The sequence below is a fragment of the Vibrio sp. 10N.286.51.E5 genome (genome assembly GCF_041469125.1).
GTDB classification, from domain to species: domain Bacteria; phylum Pseudomonadota; class Gammaproteobacteria; order Enterobacterales; family Vibrionaceae; genus Vibrio; species Vibrio crassostreae_C.
Map to the genome: position 1 here is coordinate 83789 of NZ_JBFRJZ010000009.1, position 18916 is coordinate 102704.

17 protein-coding genes are annotated in these 18916 nt (G+C 45.4%); 8 read left to right on the forward strand and 9 right to left on the reverse strand.

Going from position 1 to position 18916, the window contains the following annotated elements; translation table 11 throughout:
• The first annotated feature begins 136 nt into the window (after positions 1-136).
• Positions 137-1063 (forward strand): LysR family transcriptional regulator, encoded by a 927-nt coding sequence (locus AB4161_RS02555; RefSeq protein ID WP_017062039.1) that lies wholly within the window; start codon positions 137-139, stop codon positions 1061-1063.
• A gap of 225 nt (positions 1064-1288) precedes the next feature.
• On the forward strand, positions 1289-2542 hold the full coding sequence (locus tag AB4161_RS02560) for a D-amino acid dehydrogenase (protein WP_137001125.1): 1254 nt from the start codon (positions 1289-1291) through the stop codon (positions 2540-2542).
• Positions 2543-2617: 75 nt separating this feature from the next.
• Here AB4161_RS02560 and AB4161_RS02565 read toward each other — a convergent pair whose 3' ends face one another.
• From AB4161_RS02565 to AB4161_RS02580, 4 genes are all read right to left on the reverse strand, one after another.
• A complete protein-coding gene (locus AB4161_RS02565) occupies positions 2618-3355 on the reverse strand; it encodes a dienelactone hydrolase family protein (RefSeq protein ID WP_372082712.1) in 738 nt (245 codons plus the stop codon).
• Between the two features lie 216 nt (positions 3356-3571).
• Complete coding sequence (locus AB4161_RS02570) at positions 3572-4501, reverse strand: 1-aminocyclopropane-1-carboxylate deaminase/D-cysteine desulfhydrase (RefSeq protein WP_372082714.1); 930 nt, start codon at positions 4499-4501, stop codon at positions 3572-3574.
• Between the two features lie 127 nt (positions 4502-4628).
• On the reverse strand, positions 4629-5927 hold the full coding sequence (locus AB4161_RS02575) for a sensor histidine kinase (protein ID WP_372082716.1): 1299 nt from the start codon (positions 5925-5927) through the stop codon (positions 4629-4631).
• On the reverse strand, positions 5924-6601 hold the full coding sequence (locus AB4161_RS02580) for a response regulator transcription factor (RefSeq protein ID WP_372082718.1): 678 nt from the start codon (positions 6599-6601) through the stop codon (positions 5924-5926). Before AB4161_RS02580 ends, AB4161_RS02575 begins: the two co-directional genes overlap by 4 nt.
• A gap of 125 nt (positions 6602-6726) precedes the next feature.
• Here AB4161_RS02580 and AB4161_RS02585 point away from each other — a divergent pair, with 125 nt between their 5' ends.
• Genes AB4161_RS02585 through AB4161_RS02595 form a run of 3 tightly spaced genes read left to right on the forward strand, consistent with a single transcriptional unit; the run spans position 6727 to position 9681 of the window.
• Entirely contained in the window at positions 6727-7746 is a 1020-nt protein-coding gene (locus AB4161_RS02585; RefSeq protein ID WP_017062033.1) for a glycosyltransferase family 2 protein, read from the forward strand.
• Positions 7743-9230 carry a glycosyltransferase family 39 protein gene (locus AB4161_RS02590; protein ID WP_137001121.1) on the forward strand — a complete coding sequence of 496 codons (1488 nt, stop codon included), beginning with the start codon at positions 7743-7745 and terminating at the stop codon, positions 9228-9230. The genes AB4161_RS02585 and AB4161_RS02590 overlap by 4 nt, the downstream gene beginning before the upstream one ends.
• On the forward strand, positions 9217-9681 hold the full coding sequence (locus tag AB4161_RS02595) for a GtrA family protein (RefSeq protein ID WP_017062031.1): 465 nt from the start codon (positions 9217-9219) through the stop codon (positions 9679-9681). Before AB4161_RS02590 ends, AB4161_RS02595 begins: the two co-directional genes overlap by 14 nt.
• A gap of 85 nt (positions 9682-9766) precedes the next feature.
• On the opposite strand, the gene AB4161_RS02600 is transcribed toward AB4161_RS02595, so the two are convergent.
• Positions 9767-12064 carry a YgiQ family radical SAM protein gene (locus tag AB4161_RS02600; RefSeq protein WP_017067347.1) on the reverse strand — a complete coding sequence of 766 codons (2298 nt, stop codon included), beginning with the start codon at positions 12062-12064 and terminating at the stop codon, positions 9767-9769.
• 330 nt (positions 12065-12394) lie between these two features.
• Between AB4161_RS02600 and AB4161_RS02605 the strand changes: the two genes are divergently transcribed.
• Together AB4161_RS02605 and AB4161_RS02610 are read left to right on the forward strand one after the other, a co-directional pair.
• Complete coding sequence (locus AB4161_RS02605; RefSeq protein ID WP_017069996.1) at positions 12395-13075, forward strand: hypothetical protein; 681 nt, start codon at positions 12395-12397, stop codon at positions 13073-13075.
• A gap of 132 nt (positions 13076-13207) precedes the next feature.
• On the forward strand, positions 13208-13408 hold the full coding sequence (locus tag AB4161_RS02610) for a DUF4250 domain-containing protein (protein WP_004736508.1): 201 nt from the start codon (positions 13208-13210) through the stop codon (positions 13406-13408).
• A gap of 138 nt (positions 13409-13546) precedes the next feature.
• Here AB4161_RS02610 and AB4161_RS02615 read toward each other — a convergent pair whose 3' ends face one another.
• Positions 13547-14458 (reverse strand): LysR substrate-binding domain-containing protein, encoded by a 912-nt coding sequence (locus tag AB4161_RS02615; protein ID WP_137001119.1) that lies wholly within the window; start codon positions 14456-14458, stop codon positions 13547-13549.
• A gap of 280 nt (positions 14459-14738) precedes the next feature.
• On the opposite strand from AB4161_RS02615, the gene metE reads away from it, so the two are divergent.
• Positions 14739-17102 carry a 5-methyltetrahydropteroyltriglutamate--homocysteine S-methyltransferase gene (gene metE / locus AB4161_RS02620; RefSeq protein WP_372082720.1) on the forward strand — a complete coding sequence of 788 codons (2364 nt, stop codon included), beginning with the start codon at positions 14739-14741 and terminating at the stop codon, positions 17100-17102.
• Positions 17103-17194: 92 nt separating this feature from the next.
• Here metE and AB4161_RS02625 read toward each other — a convergent pair whose 3' ends face one another.
• From AB4161_RS02625 to yciA, 3 genes are all read right to left on the reverse strand, one after another.
• Positions 17195-17590: a GspS/AspS pilotin family protein gene (locus AB4161_RS02625; RefSeq protein ID WP_017062026.1), complete on the reverse strand. Its 396-nt coding sequence runs from the start codon at positions 17588-17590 to the stop codon at positions 17195-17197.
• 1 nt (position 17591) lies between these two features.
• Entirely contained in the window at positions 17592-17888 is a 297-nt protein-coding gene (locus tag AB4161_RS02630) for a YciI family protein (RefSeq protein ID WP_004741234.1), read from the reverse strand.
• Between the two features lie 474 nt (positions 17889-18362).
• Positions 18363-18761: an acyl-CoA thioester hydrolase YciA gene (gene yciA, locus AB4161_RS02635; RefSeq protein ID WP_017061510.1), complete on the reverse strand. Its 399-nt coding sequence runs from the start codon at positions 18759-18761 to the stop codon at positions 18363-18365.
• Positions 18762-18916: the final 155 nt, after the last annotated feature.

The window sequence follows — 18916 nt, forward strand, 5'->3', positions numbered from 1 at the left end:
CTTTGATGTAATGCCTTGAAGTGACTCGGTGCACAAGTTAGTAAGAGCAATTACGATCTTGATAAATTGGGATATATGTTCGCAGCAAATTTGTGAGACGCTTGATTAAGTGTCAGTTGAATTACAAGGAAGTTGAATGCACCACTTTAATATCCGTGCTCTTGAGTATTTAAATGCGTTGTCAAAATATGGGTCGTTACGTAAGGCATCTAAGATGATGAACGTTGACCCTGCCGCGATGAGTCGGATGTTGACACAGTTAGAAGCGCAAGCGGAAATGAAAGTATGGGAGCGCAACAACCGCCAATCACTGTTAACCGAAGCGGGTAATGAACTGCTGAATTACTACCGTTCCATTGTTCGTGGAGAGGCGGCAGTGCTTGCTCGACTAACCAAGCTTAAAAACCTCAAGGGCGGTAATGTTAGCATCGCGATTGGAGAAGGATTTATTACTAACTTGGTCTCTAAACCGATGCAAACCTTCATGACTCGTTATCCTGATATCAATCTTTCTATTGAGATCGCTGGGGCATTGGATGCAGTCAAGATGTTGGAAGATCAACAGATAGACTTTGCGATAACCTATGCGTCTGCACCGCACCCTAAACTGCACTCCCACGTTGAACGCAGCCATCCGCTCGAATTGATTGCTCCGAAGGGGCACTTCCTTACGATGAAAGAAGCACCAGTGGTAATGCAAGATATTCAAGACGCTTCTCTCGCCTTGATCGATAACTCGACCGGTATGGGGAGGCTAGTAAAGCAGGCTGAACAAATTTCCCATCTTACCTTGCAGCCAAAACTTCAAACTAACTCAGTCACGGCACTGACTAACTTCGTTTCAGCAGGGTTGGGCGTCACCTTTATGCCTAAGCTCACTGTGATCGATGAGATAAAGTCAGGGCAGATAGAAGTGGTTGCGACCGAGTTGGAGATGCTATCGAAGGCGACGGTTAAGGTTCAATCTTTGAAAGGCCGTGCACTAACGCTACAAGCGGAAACCTTGTTAGATTTCTTACTCGAGAACGCCACTTTCTTGAGTCATGACGCTTACAATATCTAGGCTTAATCAGTTTACTTAGCGACTCCTACCTAAGCTTTCAAATACCGCCAATATCACACTTCCAAACTGCTGGATTTGTTTTCGAGTCGAATTGATGTTTTGTCAATGCCACCTCTATTGTTAAGTCAACACATGCGGAATAAGTTACAAATTATTAACGAAACGAGTTTTAGACTGACAGCTGTGTTCGACAGATTTGGCTTTGTCAGGCATTAGGGGAAGAGAATGGAAGTTATTGTAATTGGCAGTGGTGTTATTGGATTGACCAGCGCATGGTACTTGGCAAAAGAAGGTCACTCGGTCACGGTTATTGATCGTCAAGATAGCAGTGGCAAAGAAACCAGTTTTGCGAATGCCGGGCAAATTTCTTACGGTTATTCATCACCATGGGCGGCACCGGGCATCCCTTTGAAAGCGATGAAATGGCTTACCCAAGAACATGCGCCACTTAAAGTGAAGCCTTCTCTTTCTCCAGAGTTAATGTCTTGGGCGACTAAGATGCTCGCCAACTGTAATGAAGCCAAGTACGCACAGAATAAATCGCGCATGTTGCGAGTCGCTAACTACAGCCGAGAGTGTCTCACTCATCTAAGAACCAGTGAACAACTGGCTTACGAAGGTAGGCAAAAAGGGACACTACAAGTGTTTCGAAGCGAGAAGCAACTCGATGCTATTCAGCAGGATATGAAGCTGTTAACAGAGAGTGGAATCGAACACTCGTTGTTTGATGTTGAACAGTGTCTGTCAGTGGAGTCGGGCTTAGCAGACGTTAAAGACAAGCTGGTGGGCGGCCTGTATTTACCACACGATGAAACCGGTGATTGTCATCAGTTCTGTTTAACCTTGACCGAAAAAGCCAAGCAACTCGGCGTTCAGTTCGTGTTTAATACCGAAGTGGTTAGGCTCAATCATCAGAATCAAACCATTGAGAGTATTACAACGACTCAAGGCGAGTTCAAAGCGGATGCTTACGTGGTCGCTTCAGGAAGCTATTCTCGAGAACTGTTGAAGCAAGTCGATTTGTCGATCCCGGTTTATCCAGTGAAAGGCTATTCGCTAACACTGCCGATCGTGAATGCAGATAAGTCACCAACCTCGACTGTGATGGATGAAACTTACAAGGTAGCGATGACGCGATTTGATGATCGTATTCGCATTGCAGGGACGGCAGAACTTGCGGGGTTTAATTACCTTATCCCTGAAAAACGCAAAGCCACGATTGATATGGTGATTAAAGATCTTTTCCCACAAGCGGGTGACTTTTCTAAGGCTGAATACTGGACTGGGTTAAGACCAATGACGCCGGATGGTACGCCTATTATCGGTAAGACGCCTATCAAGAACCTATTTACAAATACTGGACATGGGACATTAGGTTGGACAATGGCATGTGGCTCAGGAAAGATCTTGGCAAGCGTGGTCAGTGGCTCAGCTAGTGATATTAAAACTGATGACTTAAGTATCCACCGCTATTTGTAGCGAGATGATGCAGTGATAATTAAACAACCCCATTCTTAAGTTTTCGAATGGGGTTGTGGGTTCTGAGGGAGAAGATTATCTGGTCGTGGTTTCTAGCACATGGGTAAATCTATCCCAAGATTTTTGGTCAGCTTCATGTTGATAGTTATTCGATCCGAATACTGTGAAGGCGTGTGGCGCACCACTATAAGTGATCATCTCATGCGGAACTTTGGTTGATTCAAGTTGAGCGGCGAGGCTTCCAAAGTCGTGCATTGAAATCATGGCATCAGCCGTGCCGTGGAACACGACTACGGGAGCTTTAGTCTGCGAGTAGTCTTGGCCTTTTGGTGTTGATAAACCGCCATGGAAGGTTACGTAAGCCTTCGAAGGAATTCCCGCACGAGCGGCTTCCAATACAGCAGCTCCACCAAAGCAGTATCCCATTATTACGTTGTTATCTAAGTTGCCGCCAAGTCTTTTCGCTTCCATGGTTCCTGCGTTGAGTAGCGCACGCATTTTCTCTCTGTCTTTGTACAGTTCACCTGTGTGTTGTTTTTTGTCTTTCACTTCGGTTGGGCGAATGCCTTTACCAAACAGGTCGATAGCGAACACGTTGTAACCGAGTTCGTTGAGCATCTCAGAACGTTTCTTTTCGTAATCGGTTAAGCCATCCCAATCGTGTATTAGCAGTACTAAAGGTGCTTGGTCACTGGCCTCACTCCAATAACCTTCGTAATCCATACCATCGACTTGGTAAGTGATGTTTTCTCCTGAAATCGCAGAGAAGGGCAGTAAAACTGAAAACAAGCCTAGCGTGGTGAGTGTTCGCATGCGTTATTCCTTTCGATGACAATTGACGTTCCAATCGAAAGTATAGATAACGCGATGATTCTCGCCATATTTCTGTCTCTAACTTGAAATGTATGGCAGGGATAGCCGGTGGCTATTGCTGATGAATAGCCATCGAGAGGGAGTGCGATGGCTGTTTTGTGATGTTTTCAGCTTACCAAAACTTGAATAGCTAAGCTGGGGAATAAAGGAAAACAACTACCAAGATGCGTTGGTTTTGCTAATGCTCATCTCTGGATACTTACGCTGATAGCGTGGCAACATCGATTCATTGCCTAAGATGCCACCTTGATGGATATAGATGACGGTTTTGGTTGGGTTCTCTTCTTGCCATTGTTCCAAGCATTGCCACATCAAAGGGTCATAGAGCAGGTCAAATTCAATGTCGGTTTGCTCTTGTAGATCCAACCAGGTTTGATAATCCTGCTGATACAGCTTACCGAAATGGTGCTTGGTTTTGAGCGGTAAGATCTGTGGGTGATCGGATTCGCCAAGTTCATTGAATTGTTGCGTTAAATAGTCATTACCGCCAACACACGCACAGGTTAACACCGGGATGTTGTGCACTTTTAAATGCTTATGCAGATACAGAGCCGTACTGCCGGTGCCTGCTGGTAGTGCAACCAAGAAATCGTGTTGGTTTTCGAAACGCGTCCAGCTGAGTATCTCCATCGCCAGTTGCTTCACGCCATATTCAGAAAGCTGAGAGCGTCCACCTTCAGGCAATACAATGCACTGAGAATCTGGCTGTCTTATTTGCTCAATATACTCCTGAGGGTGAAGCTCAGAGCCCGTCTCTTTGACTGAAATCACCTTAGCGCCTAAGTCTACAGCGCCACGGTAATTGCCGATTGGACGTTCTTTTAGCCATTGAGGAAGGTGATCAACGTAAAACTCAAGCGTCCAGCCTTTAATTTTTGCAAGTGCAGCGAGCGAGAATAGAGAGTTAGCTTGCGCAGAACCGTAGCTTATTAGAGTGGTGATGTTTGGGTGATCGTCTTCCAGTAGCTTCATGAACTTTCGCGCTTTATTGCCACAAAAGTGAGAGTGGAGCTGATCGTCACGCTTCAAGAAAAAGGTGTGGTCGTTGTATTGATGTTGAGTTATAGGGCTATTATTTAGTTTCATCGCACTTAGACAAAACGCTGACTAAGAAGCCAGCATTTTTAGTTCAAATAGGACTAACAAGTATCTAGTAGCCTGCAAGTGCTGTAAACCAACTAAATCAAGTTTTCGTTCGATATTGAGCCTCGAACTATGAATTCATTTGCTCTGAGATTGATGCGGATATATCGGTTTGAAAGGTGATTTTAGCGGTACATCCACCACAGCTGCGATTGACCAATTCAAAGCCCCACTGGAAGCGTTGACACAAGTCCTCGACAATCAATAAACCTAATCCATGACCATTCGGATTGTATTGTTCCTGAAGGCCTTCACCTTGGTCTTCAATCACAATACTCTGTTCGGACAGGGTAACCGTGACAGTGCCACTATTGGTCGCTGCAATGGCATTCCTCAATAAATTGCCGACCAACATATTCATGATCGCGCTGGTGGCTTGAATGGTCGGCTCTGATTGAATGTGTAAGGATATCTCGACTTGCTTCTCATCCGCCTGTAATGAATTCTTGGAAACGATAGCTTCTAACTCTTGCTGACTAAACAAGCGCAGCGGTGCATCGTCACTGTTTCTTTCATAACGAACTAAACCAAGCAGTGCATCGACCATTTCAGACATTTGAACAATGGCTTCATCAATACGTTCAACCTGACGAGATTGAAATTCGGTTGTTTCGCTTCTCAGTAACAGTTTGTTGGCACCACGAGCAACAGTCAACGGAGTTCTTAGTTCATGACTTGAGTAGCGTGCGAAAGCTTGCTCGCGTTTTACTAGAGAATTGATTTCTCTTCTGTATTGATTGAGTTGATCCGTCAACTGACGAAACTCCACCGCCGCATCGTCATTCACTCCAAATTCTTCGTTTAGATTGAGCTTATTGGATTCAAGCTGTTCAGACAGGGAGTTGAAGGGCTCAATCAGCCGTTTAGACAACCGATAGAGCAGAGCTCCGAAGCTGAATATTAGAATAGAGAGAAGGGCTAATACAAATGTGGTGGCATAAACGAGCTCAAAGACACTAAGCTCGACACGGTCTATTTCAGAAAGCAGAACAATAGGGTGAGTTCTACCTTCATGAGTATACTCGCCTACATAGACCATGCGAGATTCTGGATCTTCACCGACCTCACCAATGAAATTTTCTTTGCCTTCAATATACTTTAAATACTTTTTCGGTAGATAGGAAAGATCATTGTAGGCGATTGTCAGGTCATCAATTCTTAACGTACCGCTTTCCCCTGCTTGGAATAAACCAACCGCATAGTTACGGTCGATCAGGATGCGTCTTTCACCGACGCGATCTTCTGACATGTAGAGTGCGGCAACAAAGACCAAATAGACAAAGGCCGATACAATCACGGCCATTAACCCAAAGAAAACCGCTAAGCGGCCGGTTAGGGTTTTGGTGCTCGTGAGAACATTTAAAATCAATTCGATGACTCCAGACGGAATCCAACTTTAGGGACGGTAATCAACATCTGAGTATCAAACGGCTTGTCGAGTTGGTTACGTAATTGATAGATGTGACTGCGCAACACGTCATTGTTGGGTTCGTTTTCTTCCCATAACTTGTAGGAAATAGCTTCACGAGTGACTACTTCAGGTGCGCTTTGGCACAGCATCTCAAGTATGGTGTAAGTGGTTGGGTTGAGCGCTAGTAGTTTATCTTGGCGGTAAGCTTTACGGGTTTTTTGGTCGATGGTGAGTTCATCGAACTGAAGTTTTGAAGAGGCGACTTTTCCGCGGTAACGACGGACTAACGCGTTCATTCTTGCTTCTAGAATATCCAAATCAAATGGCTTGGTGAGGTAATCATCGGCACCGTGTTCAAAGCCTTTCAGCATATCTTCTCGGCTATCTAAGGCGGTCAGCATCAAAATAGGTGTCGCGTTACCTTGGTCTCGCAGTTTATTACAAACCGTTAGGCCGTCCATTCTCGGTAACATTAGATCCAATATGATGATATCAAATGAGTTTTCCAACGCGAGTTGTAGGCCAAGTTCACCGTTGTCTGCGTAATCGAGTTCCATGCCAATACACTCAAAATAATCAAACAAGACACCTGCAATTTCACGGTTATCTTCGACTAATAGAACTCGTTTCATTTTGATTCTCATACAGAAATAGACAGTAACATTATCCTGAGTGAGCGTGAAAAATATGTCAATAACATAACTTTCACTTATGGGAGGGTAGATTGGCTTCAGATTAAAAAATAGAAGAACGTATTATGTCTGAACTTCATATTAGCCGCCCTAAGATATCTACATCGCAGATCAATCCTGCGGTCTCTTTGTCTATCATTGTGCCTTTTTACGATGAACAAGAGGTATTGGAAGAGTTCCACTCTCGCCTTACCAAGGTGCTTGATAGCTTACCGATCACGAGTGAGATTGTTTATGTCGACGATGGCAGCAAAGACAACAGCTTGGACTTGGTGAGTTCATTCACTTCAATCAACAGCTCAATCTCGGTGATTGGTTTAAGCCGTAACTTTGGTAAAGAGTCAGCCATGAGTGCTGGCCTTGAGCATTGCCGAGGACAAGCGGTGATCTTGTTAGACGCAGACCTGCAAGATCCGCCGGAGCTGATCCCACAAATGGTTGCCAAGTGGCGCGAAGGCTATGACGTTGTGAATATGCAGCGCAGCCAGCGTGATGGTGAAACGTGGTTTAAGAAGTTTTCAGCGGCGAGCTTTTACAAAGTCATGAATGTGGCTGCGAAAATCGATGTTCCTGAAAATGTCGGTGATTTCCGACTGTTAAGCCGAGAGGTTGTCGACCATATCAACCAACTGCCTGAACGTAACCGTTACATGAAAGGCATCTTTTCATGGCCAGGTTTTAGACAAGCAACGATTCAGTTTAAGCGCGATGCTCGCTTCTGTGGCGAGACGAAATGGAACTACCTGAAACTCATCGGATTGGCGATGGATGGCATCACATCATTTTCTATCCGCCCACTGCGTATTGCGACGGCCGTTGGTGGATTAGTGGCGCTTACCGCTTTTGTGTATGGCGTCTTCATCGTGTTCAAAACCATGATGTTTGGTGAGCCTATTACTGGCTACCCATCCATGATGGTGGTTCAACTTGCCCTTGGCGGCATTCAACTTCTGAGTATTGGTTTAATGGGGGAATACATAGGTCGTATTTTCATTGAAACCAAGAACCGCCCTTTGTATCTGATTCAATCGGTGGTCGATACCCCAGCATTAAAAACACATTTTAAATTAGAGGAGTCAGCATGAGCCTGAACCGAACGCACCTATGGTATTTGTTGGCTTTTGCATTGGTTCTAAGGCTCTTATCTCTGGCGACATACCCTTTAATGGATACTACGGAAGCGCGCTATGGAGAAATGGCTCGCTTGATGGTAGAAACCGGCAATTGGTTAACCCCTCAATTTGATTACGGCATCCCTTTCTGGGGTAAACCACCGTTGTTCACATGGATGAGTGCGGCTGGGATTGAGCTGTTTGGTTTGAGTGAGTTTGCTGTGCGTGCACCACACTGGCTAGCAGGTTTTGCGACGATTCTGTTGGTTGCATACATGGCTAAGCGTACCGGACAAAGTGCCTTGGTGGCGGCTGTGGTATTGGCGACATGTGGGATTTTCTCTATTGCGGCGGGTGCTGTGATGACCGACATGGCGTTAACGTTAGCGATGACCATTGCCATGTTAGGTTTTTACCTATGTTGGTTAGGAGGAGAGAGTTGTAAGGGAGAGGGCAATGCTGAGACTAATCGGTCTTGGGGTTATGTTGGTTTCATTGGTTTAGCACTAGGCTTGCTTGCAAAAGGGCCGGTAGCGATTGTGATCATGGGTATCGCTGTTTTCCCTTGGTTAGTATTGCAACATGGCTTCTTTGGCGCTTTCAAAGTGTTATGGCAACGCTTTCCACTGTTGTCTGGCTTAGGTGTGATGCTGGCGATTGCCTTGCCTTGGTACATCATGGCTGAAATGGCAACACCGGGTTTTATTGATTACTTTATTGTTGGCGAGCACTTTAAGCGTTTTGTTGTGAGTGGCTGGGAGGGCGATTTATACGGTTCTGCCCATGACCAAGCAAGAGGCATGATCTGGTTGTTTTGGCTTCAAGCGGCTGCACCGTGGTCGATTGTGTTGCCTATTTTGACTTTCGCCCGTCGTAAGAAAATCGCAGAAGTTAACGCTGAACATAGTGGATTGTTTTCATTCCTCGTGTGTTGGTTGGTCTCTCCTCTGATTCTTTTTACCATGGCGGGTAATATTCTTCCTGCCTATGTGTTGCCAGGCATTCCTGCCCTTGGCTTGTTGGTGGCAATGCTTGTAGTAGAAAAAGATAAGAAGTGGTTCTCGAGTGTGGCTTTAGTGCTACCTGTGTTGCTAATGATTGCGATGGTCTACCTCAACCTAGGCAAAGCGAACGAGAAAAGTGACCGTATTATCTTCGAGCAGATCACGGATGAAGCGCCGAGCTTTTACATCGGTAAACGACCGTTCTCTGGGCAATTTTACAGTCATGGACAAGCGAAAAAGCTACTTGATGTTAAACAGTTAGATGGTATCGACAAGTTCTATCTGATTGGTAAAAGAGCGGAAGTGGAAACCAAGATTAAAGACAATGCGTTGACCTGTATTTTAGAGCCGACGGTGAAGATCAAGCGCGCTCTATTTAGTTGTCATAGCCAAAACATCAAACCAAATCTATCGTTGAGCCATATTCGAAGTGATGGCGATGTTCAATTTTAACTCGTCATCGAGACTGTTTAGCCACAAGTTCGACGTGCTAAACCAAAAACTACAACCTCATCATAAGATGATTAAATTCGCTATGGTGGGGTCGGGTGGCTTTGTTGTCGATTGTGCCGTGTTTGCGTTGCTGCATTACGTTATTGGGCTGCCGTTAATGAGTGCTCGAATTGGCTCTTTCATCGTTGCAGCAACGACAACCTGGTTTGGAAATCGAGTGTTGACCTTTGAATTCAAAGGGCAGGGGAATTGGTCCGAAAAGCTGATTCAATGGCAAAAGTTCATGTTCTCTGCATCAATATCGGCGATACCTAATTTGCTGTGCTTTAAGTTGATGACTGAATTGCTGCCTGCATTTACTGGGGCAGTGTTTATCGCAATGGCGGTTGGCATCTTGGTGGGCATGGTCAGTAACTATTTGCTTAGTCAGTATTGGGTGTTTGCTCGTTAGGCTATCTTGTAACAGACACAAAAAAGCGCAGCTAAATAGCTGCGCTTTGTGTTTTTACGATAGCGAAGTCAATCGGTTCGCGATATTAGCGTTGTGCTGCGCGCTGGCGGTTCTTGCCGTTACTTGCAGGTTTGCCACCTTGACCATTGCCCGCTTTGTTACGGTTTGGTTTGCCATTTCCGCCGCCATTACCTTGTGATTGCTGACCACCAGGACCTTTCTTAATGAAGCCAGTCGCTGGTTTACGAGCATTGCCATTACCGCCACCTTGGTTAGCATTACCTTGGCTACCGTTGCCGTTACCATTCGGCTTCTTGCCACCCGGTTTCTTACCAGAGTGGTTACGTGGGCTTTCGCCACCAAGACCTGGCTGAGATTTACTGTGCTTAGTCGCAAAGCGTTGTGAACCGTGACGACCAGACTTACGACGTTGTGCCGGTGTTTGTGCATCAAAGTCTTCTGCTGGTACTAGGCAGTTTGCTTTGTCACCAATTAGGTGCTGTTTACCCATGCTGATCAGTGCTTCACGGATGATTTTCCAGTTTTCAGGATCGTGGTAACGAAGCAGTGCTTTATGCAGACGACGTTGACGATCACCTTTCGGCACAGGAACATCTTCACGCTTCTTATATTTCACGCGTTTCAGAGGGTTAGTCTCTGAGTAGTACATCGACGTTGCATTACACATTGGCGATGGGTAGAAGTTCTGTACTTGGTCACACTCGTAGTTGTGCTTTTTCAGCCACATTGCTAGGTTAAGCATGTCTTCATCTTCTGTGCCCGGGTGAGCAGAGATAAAGTAAGGAATTAAGTACTGTTTCTTACCGGCTTCAGCGCTGTACTTCTCGAACATCTCTTTGAAACGATCGTAAGTGCCCATGCCCGGCTTCATCATCAGATCCAGTGGGCCTTTTTCAGTATGCTCTGGAGCAATCTTCAAGTAACCACCAACGTGGTGAGTCACAAGCTCACGAACGTATTCTGGAGATTCAATCGCTAAGTCGTAACGTACACCAGAAGCGATCATGATCTTCTTAACACCCGGTACTTTTCTCGCAGAGCGGTACAGGTCGATAGTGTGTTGATGGTCTGTGTTTAGCTTTTCACAGATTTTCGGGAACACACATGATGGACGACGACAGTTAATTTCAGCTTTTGGATCTGAACAACCTAAACGGTACATGTTCGCCGTTGGGCCGCCCAAGTCAGAAATAGTACCTGTGAAGCCCGGTACTTTATCTTTAATGTCTTCGATCTCATCCAAGATAGATTCTTTCGAACGGTTCTGAATGATGCGACCTTCGTGCTCTGTGATTGAACAGAAAGAACAACCACCAAAACAACCACGCATGATGTTAACCGAGGTTTTGATCATGTCGTATGCTGGGATTTTCGCTTTGCCGTACATCGGGTGCGGAACACGCTTGTACGCAAGGCCAAACACGTAGTCCATCTCTTCTGTGGTCAATGGAATAGGCGCTTGGTTAATCCAAAGCTCGCGATCACCGTGACGTTGAATCAGAGCACGACCTGAGTACGGGTTTGTCTCAAGGTGCAGAATACGACTAGCGTGAGCGTAAAGAATACGGTCATTGTTTAGCTTTTCGTAACCTGGGATACGAACCGCTGTAGTTTTTGCATCGTGACGAGAAGGGCGAATAGTAATAGGTTGCGCTTTTACTTCTTCTTTTTCGTCTTTCTTGGTATCACACTGAGTTTCAACTTCGTACGGGTTAACCGGAACATACGCTTTGTTCGGCTTTTCGATACGAGAAGAGTCAATGATCTTGAAGCCTTCAGGGGCCGCAGGAAGATTGATAGCAGTACCGCGGATATTGGTCAGCGTAGACATGTCTTCACCATCGGCAATGCGGTGTGCTACTTCAACCAGTGCACGCTCAGCGTTACCAAAAAGAAGAATGTCAGCTTTTGCATCAAACAATACAGAGCGGCGAACTTTATCTGACCAGTAGTCGTAGTGAGCTACACGACGTAAGCTCGCTTCAATACCACCAAGCACGATTGGCGTGCCTTTGTAAGCTTCACGACAACGTTGAGAATAAACCAGAGTTGCACGATCAGGACGCTTGCCACCTTCATTGTTCGGAGTATAAGCATCATCGTGACGTAATTTGCGATCAGAGGTGTAGCGGTTGATCATGGAGTCCATGTTACCCGCTGTGATGCCGAAGAATAGGTTAGGTTTACCTAGCTTCATGAAGGCATCTTTATTGTCCCACTTTGGTTGAGCAATAATGCCCACGCGGAAACCTTGAGCTTCAAGCAGACGGCCGATGATAGCCATACCAAAGCTCGGGTGATCGACATAAGCGTCACCAGTTACAATAATAATGTCACAGCTATCCCATCCAAGAGCATCCATCTCCTTTCTACTGGTAGGCAAAAAGGGTGCAGTTCCGTAGCACTCGGCCCAGTATTTTTTGTGTTCGTGAATAGGAGTGATATCGCTGTACATATTTCAACCTCTGATTTTTGAGGCGGGAATTATAGCGGCATGAGCCTAGACTAGCCAGTAGAACATGCCCCTGTTAGTTCTGGTGTCTTTCGTCTTTTTACGGTAAATGGCGACAAAAGAACCATACAACAGCATAGTTGAAGCCTTGAATAACGTCGCTAATTTGTGATTTTGATTAGTGTTCGCAGCAGTTTTTGATATTATTCGCGAAAATAAGTCTGAAGAAGTAGATCCACAATGGTCGAAACGTTATTAGTACAATTTGCTCCGATGCTTTTAGGAGCCCAACTGATCTTAACCCTCATCTTGGTGAAAGGGGATATTTGTCCGGGGCAGCGTGGTCGTATCCACAAGATGTTACCTGCGATTGGCGTGCTGTGGCTTGCCGTTGCCTCAGTAAAAATTGAAGCCTTTCTGGTCGTGTTTGCGATCTTTTATTTCTATTCTCAAGTCCAAACCAAGAAGACACGTGATTCCGGCCCTATTTGGGTTATGTACTTAGCTTGTGGTTTAGCGCTGTCTTACGTGGCTATTCAAGCGACGGAACAAGCAACTACTGTTGGCATTATCACTACTGTATTGCTAGTGGCACTGTTAGGCTCAGCGTTTGGCCATTTACTACTGACAATTGCAAGAACACGCTTACAGGCATTTCACCGAGTTCTGCCCGTTGTTGGTGTGTTGACGGGTATGTTAGTGGTTTTGGCGACAGTCGTGAGTGTCTATTCTTTGTCTGAAGCTCAATTAGAGCCTGTGATTTCAACGCTACTGTTCAGCTTTGCTTTGCTAATCTCGGCTATCGTGGTTTGGTGTTGGCATTTACTATTCGTTAAAACCCCAGAAAAACTGCAACTGACGATTTCGTTACTGATGTTATTGGCGGCGGCTGTGGGTTTAACGCCTGTTTGGGCACTTTAATCACGCACTTTCATTAATTACGTACGCTCATTAATCACGCATTCTCTTTAAGAAGTGTGATCAGTTTTTTAGCATGGCGTTGGTAAGCGTTCTAAACTTAATTCTAGTCGGTGTGTTCGTAAGGAGTACGAGATGGATTTAAGCAACGTCAAAGGTTTCGATAGCATTATCTTGCTGGGAATCGTGAATGAAAAACTTCGCCTAGAGTGCGATAGCTTTGAAGAGCTGATCAGTATGTATGAAATGGATATAGAAAGTGTCGTGGGTAAGCTCGATATGCTTGGCTATCAATACGACCCATTGACTAACCAGTTTAAGTCTTATCCAAGATAGGCTATTTTCGCGAATCAACAGATATCGAAAATCATCGGTACTGAAACTAAAAAGTCACAGATTATCTGTGACTTTTTTGTTTCTGGCGTTTGCCTATCCGATTTAACACAGGTTTAAGCTAGCCCAATAATGAACCTCTTAAACGACCTCAATACCATCTAAGTGACTCTTACTTTGCTGCCTTGCTGTGCTAAAGAAAGCCTGCAGGTAACGTTTGTCTTTTTCTGAGTTTCTTACCGCTGCAAACAGTCTTCTTGAAAGCCCTTTACCTAGCGGTTTGCTGGCTATCAAACCTTGTCTTGAGAACTCACTGATCGCCCAGTTTGGTAATGCCGCGACACCTAATCCTGCCGATACCATTTGCACCAACATCAAGGTGTTGTCTGCTTGTTTCCATTTCTTTGGTTCAACGCCTGCAGGTTGCAAAAAGTGTTTCACGACGTCTAAACGCTGTTTTTGAACAGGATAGGAGAGCATCGTGAGATCGCTAAGATCTTGCGGGTCAATGCTCGCTTGATCTGCCAAAGGCGAGTTGATCGCAGTGATGAGACGCATCTCAAAATCAAAGAGTGGTTCGTAGTGAACCTCAGAGCGAGGCTGTATATCAGAGGTGATCACCAAATCTAGCTCGCCTGCCATTAGCGCGGGTAGCGGCTCAAACCCAAAGCCTGACGAGAAATCTAGCGTTACGCTTGGCCAAGCCACTTGATATTCCTTCAAAGCAGGCATTAACCATTGGAAGCATGAGTGACATTCAATCGCCATGTGCAAACGACCATTCACATCCTCTTTCAGGCTCGCGAGTTCGTTCTCCGCTTTAGCTATTCTTGGCTGTATCTCATCGGCAAGCCTAAGCAAAATCTCACCTTCAGAGGTGAACTTAACTGGTCTAGTTTTACGTAGGAAAAGCTGACCACCGATACGCGCCTCAAGGTCTTTCAGTTGGTGAGAAAGCGCCGACTGAGTCAAGTGAAGAGAAGTTGCCGTCGCTGTTAGCGAGCCGCTGTCTCTTAAGGTAGTCAATGTTCGAAGGTGTTTAAGCTCTATCATGAGTTTTCCTCATATTCCCTAAGCCAATTCAATATTTCTTAATAATCACCCTACGGGGTTTTCTTTCATTTGTAAACGTCTAGATGTCCAGATGGATTTAATTTTTCAGCTTTAGATTATTCAAGATGAATATTTTTAATAAACAAGATGAATATTTGGACGTTGTTCATCGTTCAGATTAGGGAGATAGTTTAGCCATCTAGACGCCTTGTAAAGAACTTAAACCATAAGCTAGGCAGTTTGATCGAACACTAAAAATTATTGAATAAGGAACAGGTTCATGACTACGACAACGCATATTTTAGGCTACCCACGTATCGGCGAAAAACGCGAACTCAAATTCACTTTAGAAAAATACTGGCGCGGTGAGATTAACCAATCAGATTTAAAGCAACTCGGTAGCGAACTAAGAAATCGTAACTGGAATGTACAAGCTAAGGCGAATCTAAGCTTTGCAACTGCGGGTGACTTCGCATGGTACGACCATGTTCTAACAACGACGTTACTTCTAGGTCATGTACCTGAGCGTCACGCTGGTGGATCAGAAGGTGAAAAAGCCTTCCCAGATTTAGATACCTTGTTCCGCGTTGGTCGCGGTCAATCTCAAACTCAAATACAATCTCAAAGGCAGCCAACTTGTTGTGGCGCTAAGCACGGCTCTGAAAGCGCTAAAGATGGTGCAGCAGCATCAGATATGACGAAATGGTTCAACACTAACTACCACTACATTGTTCCTGAGTTCAGTAAAGACGACACCTTTGAAGTAAGCTGGCCGCAGCTGTTTGACGAAGTGAACGAAGCGATAAAAGCAGGACACAAAGTTAAGCCTGTACTTCTCGGCCCACTGTCATATTTGTACTTAGGCAAAGAAGTGGAAGAGGGCTTTGATCGCTTAACTCTATTGCCTCGCCTTCTTACTGCCTATCAAGCGATTCTGGCAAAACTCTCCAAGTTGGGCGTTGAGTGGGTGCAAATCGATGAGCCCATTCTATCTCTGGAACTTGAGACTAAGTGGGCAGATTCATTCAAGTTGGCTTATCAAGTGATTCAAGGCGATGTGAAACTATTGCTGACCACTTACTTTGATTCTGTGACTGATACGTTGGGCAAGATCGCGGAGTTGCCCGTCAACGGCTTACACATCGATTTGGCTGCCGCACCGCAGCAACTCGATGAAGTGGTGAATAAGTTACCGGAAGATTGGGTACTTTCTGCAGGATCAATCAATGGACGCAATGTTTGGCGAGCAGACTTAGCCGCGCAGCTTGAGTTGCTGCAACCAGTGAAAGAAAAGCTAGGCGATAAACTATGGGTCGCAAGTTCATGTTCATTGCTGCATAGCCCAGTCGACCTTGAGTTAGAAGAGACGCTTAGCGAAGAAGTGAAGAGTTGGTTTGCCTTTGCAAAACAGAAAGTCACTGAGGTGAGCTTATTGGGTGCGGCGTTAGACGGCGACCAAAATGCCATTTTAGCGTGTGAGACGTATAGCCACCCGATTGTTGCACGCAAGAGTGCAACTCATGTGAATAAGCCGCAAGTTCAAGCTCGTATTAACACGATAACTAAAGCGCTAGCAGAGCGCACTGCTCCATACGCAGAACGTGCCGTACACCAGTCTGAGGTGTTAGGCTTACCGCTGTTACCAACCACAACCATTGGTTCATTCCCACAGACAGGCGAGATCCGTGTTCAACGTAGCGCTTACCGCACTGGCAAACTGAGTGAAGCGGAATATAACACTGCATTGAAAGGCCATATTGCGGATGCCGTTAAACGTCAAGAAGCACTGGATTTGGATGTGCTTGTTCATGGCGAAGCTGAACGTAACGACATGGTGGAGTACTTTGCAGAAAACCTAGCAGGCTTTCAAACCACTAAGTTTGGTTGGGTACAAAGCTATGGCTCACGCTGCGTGAAGCCGGCGATTGTGGTCGCGGATATAGAGCGTGAGAAGCCGATGACCGTAGAATGGTCGACCTATGCCCAATCTCTGACCTCGAAGCAGATGAAAGGGATGCTGACAGGCCCAGTCACTATCTTATGTTGGACATTCCCACGTGAAGACATTTCACGCAAAGAGATCACTAATCAATTGGCATTTGCGCTGCGAGATGAAGTGTCTGATTTGCAAGACGCGGGCATCAACATTATCCAAATCGATGAACCAGCGATTCGTGAAGGTCTGCCATTGAAAAAGCGCGACCACGCAGAATACCTAGAGTGGGCGGTCGATGCCTTTAAGATCTCAGCGGCAAGTGCTAAACCAGAAACTCAGATTCATACCCACATGTGTTACAGCGAGTTCAACGAGATCATTGATTCAGTAGCCGCGCTAGATGCCGATGTGATTACCATTGAGACTTCTCGCTCGAACATGGAACTGCTGAAAGCATTTGAAGAGTTCAACTACCCGAATGCGATTGGACCTGGCGTTTATGACATTCACTCACCAAACATCCCGTCAGAAGAGTGGATTGTTGATTTACTTAAGAAAGCGGCAGAGAAAATTCCAGCGGAACGTTTGTGGGCAAACCCTGATTGTGGGCTGAAGACACGGAACTGGGCAGAGACGGAAGCGGCGCTGACTAACTTAGTTTCGGCAACTAAAGCACTGCGTAAAGAGTGGGAATCAACCGAGGCATAATTCAGCTTAGGATTTTGATTGCTTCATAAAACAAAGGCCTCGCATTTGCGAGGCCTTCTGGTTTTATACTTGTTCGAATCTCGAGCTAGAATCTAGCTGCTGCTCTGACACGTCTCTTTGCTGATCAACTTCTCAACCATCAGTTGTCCGCGAGTGTTGCGAATCTTGATGTTGTAAGCCAAGCCCATATCAAGGTTTGCTCTCACTTCAGAGTTGGTGCAGTAGCTATTCACACTCATGTCTACAACTTGGTTTAAAGGCTTAGCACCTTTTGCATCTTGGTTGTAGATCATCATGATTTCGATAACCGTGTTTTTTGCTAGCACGCGCATGACCGACAGTGGGCCATACTCAATCGGCAGGCCTGCAGATAAAACGCCAGCTCGGTGCTGCGCCATCATCTCTAGCTGTCTTTGTTCGTCTTGCTCACTTGAAGCACAGCCTGCAAGCAGAGCTAAAGCCAGTGAGCCAATAATCCATTTTTTCACGTTAAAATACTTTCTTGAATGGTTTTACAATCACATTTTGGTAAACGCCAGCATCAATGTACGGGTCAGCGTCTGCCCATGCTTGTGCATCTTCCAAAGAGTTAAATTCAGCAATCACAGTTGAACCTGTAAAGCCTGCTTCGCCAGGGTTATCTGAATCAATCGCTGGCATTGGACCTGCTGTTAACAGTCGGCCTTCATCGTGAAGTGTTTGTAGGCGTTCTAGATGTTGTGGGCGAACACTTAGGCGTTTTTCTAATGAATTTTCGACGTCTTGAGAAAAAATCACGTACCACATATTGAGATATCCTTATTTTACTTCACTAAATTTGGGGCGTTTAAATTCGCTATCTTGCTAATTTACGCGAACTAATTGGTATTGGAAGGGCTAATGATAATAAATTGTGAATTGGTGCGAGAGAGTTGTATGGTCGTTAGGGCGTGTTGACCTTTCGTGGTTAAATTTTGTTCGGGTGGGGACGCCTAGTCAAAAGCGTTTTAATCGCGGCGAGGGGGAAGTAGCCTAGTCATTCTAAGCAAATCTCCCTCAACAAAGAGTAAAACGCTTTTAGCTGAACCCTTCGGGCAGCGTTTGCTGGTCATTTCTACTACGTTATCGGCTTCTTATGGAGGCTAGCTACACATCAAAGCCTCTGCCTTGTATAAATACCCAGCAATTCGCTGCAAAAGTCAGCTCGAAAGGTCAATACGCCCTAGTAATTTCATTTATAAAAACTAAAGACCATCGGTGCCACACGCTTAATAAAAGGTGTTATTTGTTGATTGGGCGAGGCTTACCACTTTCATCAACCGCAACGTAGTTGAATGTCGCGCCACAAACCTTGTAGCGGTCGCCGATACCGTGATCAAGTACAGGCTTAACCCAGACTTCTAGGTCGATATTCATCGAGCTGCGACCAATCTTAGTGCAGTCACCATAAACACACACAACATCACCCACTGAAACCGGCTGTTTGAACTCGATACTCGATACTGAAACCGTGACTATCTTGCCGTTAGATATCTCTTTTGCCAGTATGCCGCCAGCAAGGTCAAGCTGTGACATTATCCAACCACCGAAAATCTGGCCTGCTGCATTTGTATCAGAAGGCATCGCTAATGTGCGAAGAAGTAAAGAACCAATCGGGTTCAAAGTTGATTGAATAGTCATTGTCGTACTCTTAATGGTATTGATTGTTTTATATAAAAATAGATGTGTTTACGAGACTCGTGGTGGTCTAATTTTTAACGTCTTCACCGAACACAAATAATCAGCGGCCAATGATCACGAGTATCATTGGCCAATCGCATATTGATAATAATTGT

Excerpts from the sequence above, each read along its gene's own strand:
- AB4161_RS02555 (WP_017062039.1), top strand. The coding sequence starts at position 137 with ATGCACCACTTTAATATCCGTGCTCTTGAGTATTTAAATGCGTTGTCA.
- AB4161_RS02560 (WP_137001125.1), top strand. The coding sequence starts at position 1,289 with ATGGAAGTTATTGTAATTGGCAGTGGTGTTATTGGATTGACCAGCGCA.
- AB4161_RS02565 (WP_372082712.1), bottom strand. The coding sequence starts at position 3,355 with ATGCGAACACTCACCACGCTAGGCTTGTTTTCAGTTTTACTGCCCTTC.
- AB4161_RS02570 (WP_372082714.1), bottom strand. The coding sequence starts at position 4,501 with ATGAAACTAAATAATAGCCCTATAACTCAACATCAATACAACGACCAC.
- AB4161_RS02580 (WP_372082718.1), bottom strand. The coding sequence starts at position 6,601 with ATGAAACGAGTTCTATTAGTCGAAGATAACCGTGAAATTGCAGGTGTC.
- AB4161_RS02585 (WP_017062033.1), top strand. The coding sequence starts at position 6,727 with ATGTCTGAACTTCATATTAGCCGCCCTAAGATATCTACATCGCAGATC.
- AB4161_RS02590 (WP_137001121.1), top strand. The coding sequence starts at position 7,743 with ATGAGCCTGAACCGAACGCACCTATGGTATTTGTTGGCTTTTGCATTG.
- AB4161_RS02595 (WP_017062031.1), top strand. The coding sequence starts at position 9,217 with ATGTTCAATTTTAACTCGTCATCGAGACTGTTTAGCCACAAGTTCGAC.
- AB4161_RS02600 (WP_017067347.1), bottom strand. The coding sequence starts at position 12,064 with ATGGATGCTCTTGGATGGGATAGCTGTGACATTATTATTGTAACTGGT.
- AB4161_RS02605 (WP_017069996.1), top strand. The coding sequence starts at position 12,395 with ATGGTCGAAACGTTATTAGTACAATTTGCTCCGATGCTTTTAGGAGCC.
- AB4161_RS02610 (WP_004736508.1), top strand. The coding sequence starts at position 13,208 with ATGGATTTAAGCAACGTCAAAGGTTTCGATAGCATTATCTTGCTGGGA.
- AB4161_RS02615 (WP_137001119.1), bottom strand. The coding sequence starts at position 14,458 with ATGATAGAGCTTAAACACCTTCGAACATTGACTACCTTAAGAGACAGC.
- metE (WP_372082720.1), top strand. The coding sequence starts at position 14,739 with ATGACTACGACAACGCATATTTTAGGCTACCCACGTATCGGCGAAAAA.
- AB4161_RS02630 (WP_004741234.1), bottom strand. The coding sequence starts at position 17,888 with ATGTGGTACGTGATTTTTTCTCAAGACGTCGAAAATTCATTAGAAAAA.
- yciA (WP_017061510.1), bottom strand. The coding sequence starts at position 18,761 with ATGACTATTCAATCAACTTTGAACCCGATTGGTTCTTTACTTCTTCGC.